This window comes from Pseudomonas sp. Pseusp97, from assembly GCF_047304025.1.
Lineage (GTDB): Bacteria > Pseudomonadota > Gammaproteobacteria > Pseudomonadales > Pseudomonadaceae > Pseudomonas.
In genome coordinates, this window is sequence record NZ_JBGLYK010000048.1 from 22,226 (window position 1) to 29,459 (window position 7,234).

The 7,234-nt window shown below is 65.5% G+C and carries 7 protein-coding genes; 4 read left to right on the forward strand and 3 right to left on the reverse strand.

Going from position 1 to position 7,234, the window contains the following annotated elements; translation table 11 throughout:
• Nucleotides 1-130: 130 nt before the first annotated feature.
• The 3 genes from ACCC94_RS11290 to ACCC94_RS11300 form a co-directional block, all read right to left on the reverse strand.
• Nucleotides 131-541, reverse strand: a complete 411-nt coding sequence (locus tag ACCC94_RS11290) for a PA2817 family protein (RefSeq protein WP_045208986.1) — start codon at nt 539-541, stop codon at nt 131-133.
• A gap of 72 nt (nt 542-613) precedes the next feature.
• Nucleotides 614-1,027 carry a PA2816 family glutamine-rich protein gene (locus tag ACCC94_RS11295; RefSeq protein WP_413349554.1) on the reverse strand — a complete coding sequence of 138 codons (414 nt, stop codon included), beginning with the start codon at nt 1,025-1,027 and terminating at the stop codon, nt 614-616.
• Nucleotides 1,028-1,142: 115 nt separating this feature from the next.
• Nucleotides 1,143-3,578: an acyl-CoA dehydrogenase gene (locus tag ACCC94_RS11300; RefSeq protein ID WP_413349555.1), complete on the reverse strand. Its 2,436-nt coding sequence runs from the start codon at nt 3,576-3,578 to the stop codon at nt 1,143-1,145.
• 248 nt (nt 3,579-3,826) lie between these two features.
• Between ACCC94_RS11300 and ACCC94_RS11305 the strand changes: the two genes are divergently transcribed.
• The 4 genes from ACCC94_RS11305 to ACCC94_RS11320 all read left to right on the forward strand — a co-directional run bounded on the left by ACCC94_RS11305 (nt 3,827) and on the right by ACCC94_RS11320 (nt 7,065).
• On the forward strand, nt 3,827-4,486 hold the full coding sequence (locus ACCC94_RS11305; protein WP_413349556.1) for a transglutaminase-like domain-containing protein: 660 nt from the start codon (nt 3,827-3,829) through the stop codon (nt 4,484-4,486).
• A 146-nt stretch (nt 4,487-4,632) separates the two neighbouring features.
• Nucleotides 4,633-5,250, forward strand: coding sequence for a glutathione S-transferase family protein (locus tag ACCC94_RS11310; protein WP_413349557.1), 618 nt, complete (start codon nt 4,633-4,635; stop codon nt 5,248-5,250).
• Between the two features lie 106 nt (nt 5,251-5,356).
• Complete coding sequence (locus tag ACCC94_RS11315; protein WP_259755960.1) at nt 5,357-6,289, forward strand: ABC transporter ATP-binding protein; 933 nt, start codon at nt 5,357-5,359, stop codon at nt 6,287-6,289.
• Entirely contained in the window at nt 6,286-7,065 is a 780-nt protein-coding gene (locus ACCC94_RS11320) for an ABC transporter permease (protein WP_413349558.1), read from the forward strand. Before ACCC94_RS11315 ends, ACCC94_RS11320 begins: the two co-directional genes overlap by 4 nt.
• Nucleotides 7,066-7,234 lie beyond the last annotated feature (169 nt).

Sequence of the window (7,234 nt, forward strand, 5' to 3'; positions counted from 1 at the left end):
CGGGTTGCAGCGCTGCGTTTGCCGACGAGAGGTAGAAACGTCGAGATTTCGAGGGAAAAGGTGGCGAACAGTTGGCGACTGACCATGAAAAAGCCCGCATCATGCGGGCTTCTCTGGTTTTGCTCGGCGCTTAGTGCTTGGGCGTGTCTTCCGGCAGGGCAAGCAGTTGCTTCTCGCGGTTCCAGTCGAAGGGCTCGCCGTTTTCCTCGGCTTCAAAGCGGCGCTCGTCGAGTTGCTGGTACATCTGCAGCTCTTCGTCGGGCATGTAGTGCAGGCAGTCGCCGCCGAAGAACCACAGCAGGTCGCGGGGGATCAGGTGGGCAATCTGCGGGTAGCGGTGGAAGATCTGGCTGATCAGGTCCTGGCCCAGGTACTGGGCGCCTTCCGGGTCGCGCGGCAGTTCCACCAGCAACTCGTCGAAGCGCTCGAGGAACAGGCCGTGGTTGTCCTCGGGAACCTGCTCGGCTTCGCCCAGGGCGCCAAGGATCATGCGCAGGTGGTTGAGCAGGGCGATGTGGTGGTCGAGATAGGCGCTGGCCATGGGATTCCTCTGGAGCTGTGTACAAACGGCCGGGGAGTATATCGGGTTTCGCCGCCGCTGCCGCCGGGGTGATCAGCGGACCGGGCGCATCTGGATCTGCCGGCGCTGGTTGTCGATCTGCTGGCGTTGCTGGTCGAGCATCCGCTGCTGCTGTTGCAACTGCTGTTGCTGCAGTTCGTTCTTCTGCCGCTGGATCATCTGGTCGCTCTGCCGACGCTGCTCGTTCCAGCGCTGCTGGTTGTCCTGCTGGCGCTGCAGGTCCTGCTGCTGGCGCTGCAGGCGCTGGTCTTCGTAGTTCAGGCGCTGGCTGTCCAGCTGGTTCTGCCGCAACTGCTGCTGGCGGCGCAGGCTGTCCTGCTGTTGCTCGATCGGGTCGATGACCGGGCTAGGCGCCGGCGCCGGACGCGGCCGACTGGGGTAGAGCCAGGGGTCGGCCTGGATGCTGCCGGCCAGCAGCACGAGCAGGAAGAGGATGGATCGACGCATCTGCGGTTCTCCATAAAAGGTATGCCTTCAGTGTGCACCCGATAGTCCGGGGCGGCATTGCTGTGCGTCGGAGAAAAAAGGGCGCCCGAAGGCGCCCCGTGCGTGAAAACGCAGGTCACTCGACCTTGCCGGACAGCTCTTCCTTCGAGAAGTCATCCACGTCGATCACCGCGCGGCGTGCGCGTTCGGCAGCGTGCAGGGTTTCCGCTTCCGCTTCCTCCAGCACCCCGGCGTCGCGGGCGGCATCGATGGGCGACTGCCCCGGCTTGGGATGCACGCCATGCTCCTTGAGCGCCTTGTGCAGTTTCTTCTGCAGCGGCGCGGCGGCGGCGAGCTGGTCGTAGGCGAAGGTGAGCTTGGCGACCGGATCATCGGGGCCACTGGGTAGATGTGCGCCAGCGAGGATCGCCTGCAGCGCCGGGTCGCTGAGCGGGCGGCCGAGGATGTCGGCGATCTGCGCATCCAGCGCATCGCTCGGGCCACGGTGGCGGCGGCCCAGCGGCAGCACCAGCACGCGCAGCAGGCAGCCGAAGGCGCGGTTGGGGAAGTTGTCGATCAGGTCGGCCAGCGCGGCTTCGGCCTTCTCCAGGTTTTCCTCCATCGCCCAGTGCAGCAGCGGATGCAGGTAATCCGGGTTGTCCAGGTCGTGGTAGCGCTTGAGTGCGGCGGAGCCCAGGTAGAGGTGGCTCAGCGCATCGCCCAGGCGCGCGGACAGGCGCTCGCGGCGCTTCAGCTCGCCGCCGAGCAGCATCATGCTGAAGTCGGCGAGCAGGGCGAAGGAGGCGGCGAGGCGGTTCAGCGCGCGGTAGTACGGGCGGCTGATGCGGTCGCCCGGTACCTGGTCGAAGCTGCCGAAGCCCAGGCCCAGCAGCAGGCTGCTGGCGGCGTTGCTGACGGCGAAGCCGATGTGGTTGAGCAGCAGTTCGTCGAATTCGCGCTCGGCCTGGTCCTGGTCCTCGCGGCGGGCCAGTTCCATCTCCTTGAGCACGTACGGATGGCAGCGGATGGCGCCCTGGCCGAAGATCATCAGGTTGCGCGAAAGGATGTTGGCGCCCTCGACGGTGATGAAGATCGGCGCGGCCTGCCAGGAGCGGCCCAGGTAGTTGTTGGGCCCGAGGATGATGCCCTTGCCGCCGTGGATGTCCATGGCGTGGGCGATGCACTCGCGGCCGCGTTCGGTGAGGTGGTACTTGAGGATGGCCGAAAGCACCGAGGGCTTCTCGCCCAGGTCCACCGCGTTGGCGGTGAGGATGCGCGCGCTGTCCATCATCCAGGCGTTGCCGCCGATGCGGGCGAGGGCTTCCTGGATGCCTTCGAAGGCCGACAGCGGCACGTTGAACTGCTCGCGCACCTGGGCGTAGCGGCCGCTGACGTAGCTGCCGGCCTTGGCGGCGCTGGTGCCGACCGCCGGCAGGGAAATCGAGCGGCCCACCGACAGGCAGTTCATCAGCATCATCCAGCCTTTGCCGATCATTTCCTGGCCGCCGATGATGTAGTCCAGCGGCACGAACACGTCTTTCCCGGAGTTCGGGCCGTTCATGAAGGCGGCGCCCAGCGGCACGTGGCGGCGGCCGATCTGCACGCCGGGGGTGCTGGTGGGGATCAGCGCGAGGGTGATGCCCAGGTCTTCCTGCTCGCCCAGCAGGTGGTCCGGGTCATGGCACTTGAAGGCCAGGCCGAGGAGGGTGGCCACCGGACCGAGGGTGATGTAGCGCTTTTCCCAGGTCAGGCGCAGGCCGATGACTTCCTCGCCTTCCCACTGGCCCTTGCAGACCACGCCGACGTCGGTCATGCCGCCGGCATCGGAGCCGGCCTGCGGGCTGGTCAGGGCGAAGCAGGGAATCTCGTCGCCGTTGGCCAGGCGTGGCAGGTAGCGCTGGCGCTGGGCGTCGGTGCCGTAGTGCAGCAGGAGCTCGGCCGGACCGAGGGAGTTGGGCACCATCACCGTGGAGGCGAGGTCGCCGCTGCGGGTGGCGAGCTTCATCACCACCTGCGAGTGGGCGAAGGCGGAGAAACCCTTGCCGCCAAATTCCTTGGGGATGATCAGGCCGAAGAAGCCCTGGCTCTTGATGTAGGCCCAGGCCTCGGGCGGCAGGTCCATGTCCTTGCCGACCTGGTAGTCGTCGATCATCGCGCAGAGCTGCTCGGTGGGTCCGTCGACGAAGGCCTGCTCCTCTTCCGTCAGCTGCGCGCGGGGATAGGCCAGCAGGGTGTGCCAGTCCGGGCGGCCGCTGAACAGCTGGCCGTCCCACCAGACGGTGCCGGCCTCGATGGCCTCGCGTTCGGTTTCCGACATCGGCGGCAGGGTCTTCTTGAACCAGGCGAACAGCCGCGAGGTGAACAGGCTGCGGCGCAGGTCGGTCGCGAGGATGGTCACCGCGACCACGGCCCAGAGCAGCCACAACAGCACCATCCAGCCATGGGCGTGGCTGAACAGGCTCATCAGCGCGAGGTAAACGGCGACCAGGCCGAGTGCCTTCAGGGGCGCGGCGCGGCGGTGCGCGAGCCAGGCGACGCCAAGGATCAGGACGAGTAACCAGACGAGCAACATGCGGATTCCTCCATGACAGCCCGCCCCGGCGACAGCAGGCCGCGGCGGGCTTGGTGACGAAAGTGCGCGAGCACGGCGGTGGGCATCGCCGGTCAGGCTGCCCCTCCACAATGCACCGCAAGCTTAGCTGGCCGAACAGGACCGATGGCCGCATGGCCGGACAGCTTGGCCGGATCGCCTTGTCGGGCAGGCGACGCCGCTGGTTAGACTGTTGACGCCATCAAGGATGAAACCCCGGAGACAGCGCCATGCAGCAATACCTCAAGCCCAGCCGGTTCGTTGATAGTGACCACCCCGGGGTAATCGAGTTCGCTCTAAATCACCGTGGCGACGGCGGTACCCCGCTGGAGCAGGCGGTCGCCCTGTATTACGCGGTGCGCGACCGAATTCGCTACAACCCCTACGTGTTCAGCCGCGACCCGCAGACGCTCAAGGCCAGCCATGCGCTGCAGGCCGGGCAGTCCTACTGCGTGCCCAAGGCCACGTTGCTGGCGGCCTGCGCCCGGCATTGCGGCATCCCTGCGCGTATCGGCCTGGCCGACGTGAAGAACCACCTGGCCACGCCGCGCCTGCTGGAATTGCTGCGCAGCGAAGTCTTCGCCATGCACGGTTACACCGAACTGTTCCTCGAAGGCCGCTGGGTCAAGGCCACGCCGGCCTTCGACATCGGCCTGTGCGAAGCCTTCGGCGTGCTGCCGCTGGAGTTCGACGGGCGCAGCGACAGCGTCTTCCACGCCTTCAACCGCGACGGCGAACGGCACATGGAGTACCTGCGCGACCATGGCCAGTTCCCCGATGTGCCCGAGGAATTCTTCTTCGGCTACCTGAAACAGTGCTATCCGCACCTGTTCAACGCTGACGCCGCTGCGCTGGCCGGCGACATGCGCGCGGAAGCAGGCGGTGCATGAACGCAAGCGCCCCATGAAAGCAATCGATAGTAACCATCAGTACGTGAGTCTTTTTTCCTGGCGCCGTTGTCGGTAGGGTGCCGTCATCCGAAGTCACGCCTTCAGCCCGTGCCTTCATCCGATGACGACGACAAGAGAGGCGCAGCATGCTCAAGATCTGGGGCCGGAAGAATTCCTCGAACGTGCGCAAGGCGCTCTGGTGTGCGGAAGAGGCGGGTCTGGCCTATGAGCGGATTGACGCCGGTGGCGCCTTCGGCGTGGTCAACGAAGCGCCTTATCGTGCGCTGAACCCCAACGGCGTGGTGCCGACGCTGGAAGATGACGGCTTCGTTCTCTGGGAGTCCAACACCATCGTCCGCTACCTCGCCGCGCGCTACGCACCGGACCTTTATCCGCAGGACCTGCAGCAGCGCGCCAGCGCCGAGAAATGGATGGACTGGACCACTTCGTCCCTGGCAACGCCGTTCCGTACCGTGTTCTGGGGAACCGTGCGCACTGCGCCGGAGCAGCGCGACGTTGCCGCCATCCAGGCCGCCATCGATACCTGCGCGGGCCTGCTGGCCGTTCCCGAGGCGGCGCTGGCAAAGCAGCCGTACCTTACCGGCGAACAATTCGGCATCGGCGACATTCCGCTGGGCTGCTTCATCTATGCTTGGTTCGAAATGCCCATCGAGCGCCCGGCACAGCCGCATCTCAAGGCCTGGTACGAGCGCCTGAAGGCGCGTCCGGCGTACCGTGCGGCGGTGATGACCGACTTGACCTGAATGCCTGCGCGCGCCGCGGAGGTTGCAATCCTCGCGGCGTACCCTTATCAAGCAGGCCTTTTTCCAAAGACATGCGTCTTTCCACCGACTTGCAACGGGAATACCCATGAGTTCCGCGCTGTCCATCCGTCAACTGACGAAGACCTACGGCAACGGCTTCCAGGCCCTCAAGGGCATCGATCTGGACGTCGCCGAGGGTGATTTCTTCGCCTTGCTGGGCCCCAACGGCGCCGGCAAATCCACCACAATCGGCATCCTCTCCACCCTGGTGAACAAGACCAGCGGCACGGTCAACGTGTTCGGCCACGACCTGGACAAGGACCCGTATGGCTTGAAGCGCTGCCTGGGCGTGGTGCCCCAGGAGTTCAACTTCAACCAGTTCGAGAAGGTGTTCGACATCGTCGTCACCCAGGCCGGCTACTACGGCATCCCGATGAGCGTGGCCAAGGGCCGCGCCGAGAAGTACCTGACCCAGCTGGGCCTGTGGGACAAGCGCAACTCCGCCTCTCGTGAGCTCTCCGGCGGCATGAAGCGCCGCCTGATGATCGCCCGCGCGCTGGTGCACGAGCCGCGCCTGTTGATCCTCGACGAACCCACCGCCGGCGTGGACATCGAACTGCGCCGCTCGATGTGGAACTTCCTCACCGAGCTCAACGGCGAAGGCATCAGCATCATCCTCACCACGCACTACCTGGAGGAGGCCGAGCAGCTGTGCCGCAACATCGCGATCATCGACCACGGCACCATCGTGGAGAACACCAGCATGCGCAAGCTGCTGAGCAAGCTGCACGTGGAGACCTTCTACCTCGATCTGCAGGGCACGCTGAGCGAGGCGCCGAAGCTGGATGGCTATCCGGTGCGCCTGGTCGATGACCACACCCTGGAGGTGCAGGTGGACAAGTCGCTGGGCATCAACGGCCTGTTCGTCCAGCTCAACGCCCTGGGCCACCAGGTGCTGAGCCTGCGCAACAAGAGCAACCGCCTGGAGGAGCTGTTCGTGTCGCTGGTGGAGAAGAATCTGTCGAAGGTGGCGGTATGAGTCACGAACTGCGCGCCAACTGGGTCGCCCTCAACACCATCGTCTACCGCGAAGTCCGCCGCTTCCTGCGCATCTGGCCGCAGACCCTGCTGCCCCCGGCCATCACCATGGTTCTGTACTTCGTCATCTTCGGCAACCTGATCGGCCGGCAGATCGGCGACATGGGCGGCTTCACCTACATGCAGTACATCGTGCCGGGGCTGATCATGATGTCGGTGATCACCAACTCCTACGGCAACGTGGTGTCGAGCTTCTTCGGCAGCAAGTTCCAGCGCAACATCGAGGAACTGCTGGTGTCGCCGGTATCGCCGCACACCATCCTCCTGGGCTTCGTCTGCGGCGGCGTGCTGCGCGGGCTGGCGGTGGGCGTGATCGTCACCCTGCTGTCGCTGTTCTTCACCGACCTGCAGATCCACCACCTGGGCATCACCGTGCTGGTGGTGGTACTGACCGCCGGGATCTTCTCCATGGGCGGTTTCGTCAACGCCGTGTTCGCGCGCAACTTCGACGACATCTCCATCGTCCCGACCTTCGTGCTGACTCCGCTGACCTACCTGGGCGGGGTGTTCTACTCGATCACGCTGCTGCCGCCGTTCTGGCAGACCGTGTCGCTGGCCAACCCGATCCTGCACATGGTCAATGCCTTCCGCTACGGCATCCTCGGCGTGTCCGACATCCGCATCGGTACGGCGGTGGTGTTCATGCTGGTGGCGACCGTGCTGCTGTATTTCTTCTGCGTGCGCCTGCTGGTGAGCGGGCGCGGCATGCGGCAGTGAACGGCGCGTTGCGCTGATGAAAAAGGCCCCGGTTGGGGCCTTTTTCTTTTCTGATATTTCGCGGCGGGTGAGCCCCCTGTAGGGGGGGGGGGGGGGGGGGGGCCGAGATAACCCCCCGGCCGCGGGGGGGGGGGGGGGGGGGCGGGGGGGGCGAGAGGAGTTTTAAAAA

Coding starts and splice junctions, on each gene's coding strand:
- ACCC94_RS11295 (WP_413349554.1), bottom strand. CDS start 1,027: ATGCGTCGATCCATCCTCTTCCTGCTCGTGCTGCTGGCCGGCAGCATC.
- ACCC94_RS11290 (WP_045208986.1), bottom strand. CDS start 541: ATGGCCAGCGCCTATCTCGACCACCACATCGCCCTGCTCAACCACCTG.
- ACCC94_RS11320 (WP_413349558.1), top strand. CDS start 6,286: ATGAGTCACGAACTGCGCGCCAACTGGGTCGCCCTCAACACCATCGTC.
- ACCC94_RS11310 (WP_413349557.1), top strand. CDS start 4,633: ATGCTCAAGATCTGGGGCCGGAAGAATTCCTCGAACGTGCGCAAGGCG.
- ACCC94_RS11305 (WP_413349556.1), top strand. CDS start 3,827: ATGCAGCAATACCTCAAGCCCAGCCGGTTCGTTGATAGTGACCACCCC.
- ACCC94_RS11315 (WP_259755960.1), top strand. CDS start 5,357: ATGAGTTCCGCGCTGTCCATCCGTCAACTGACGAAGACCTACGGCAAC.
- ACCC94_RS11300 (WP_413349555.1), bottom strand. CDS start 3,578: ATGTTGCTCGTCTGGTTACTCGTCCTGATCCTTGGCGTCGCCTGGCTC.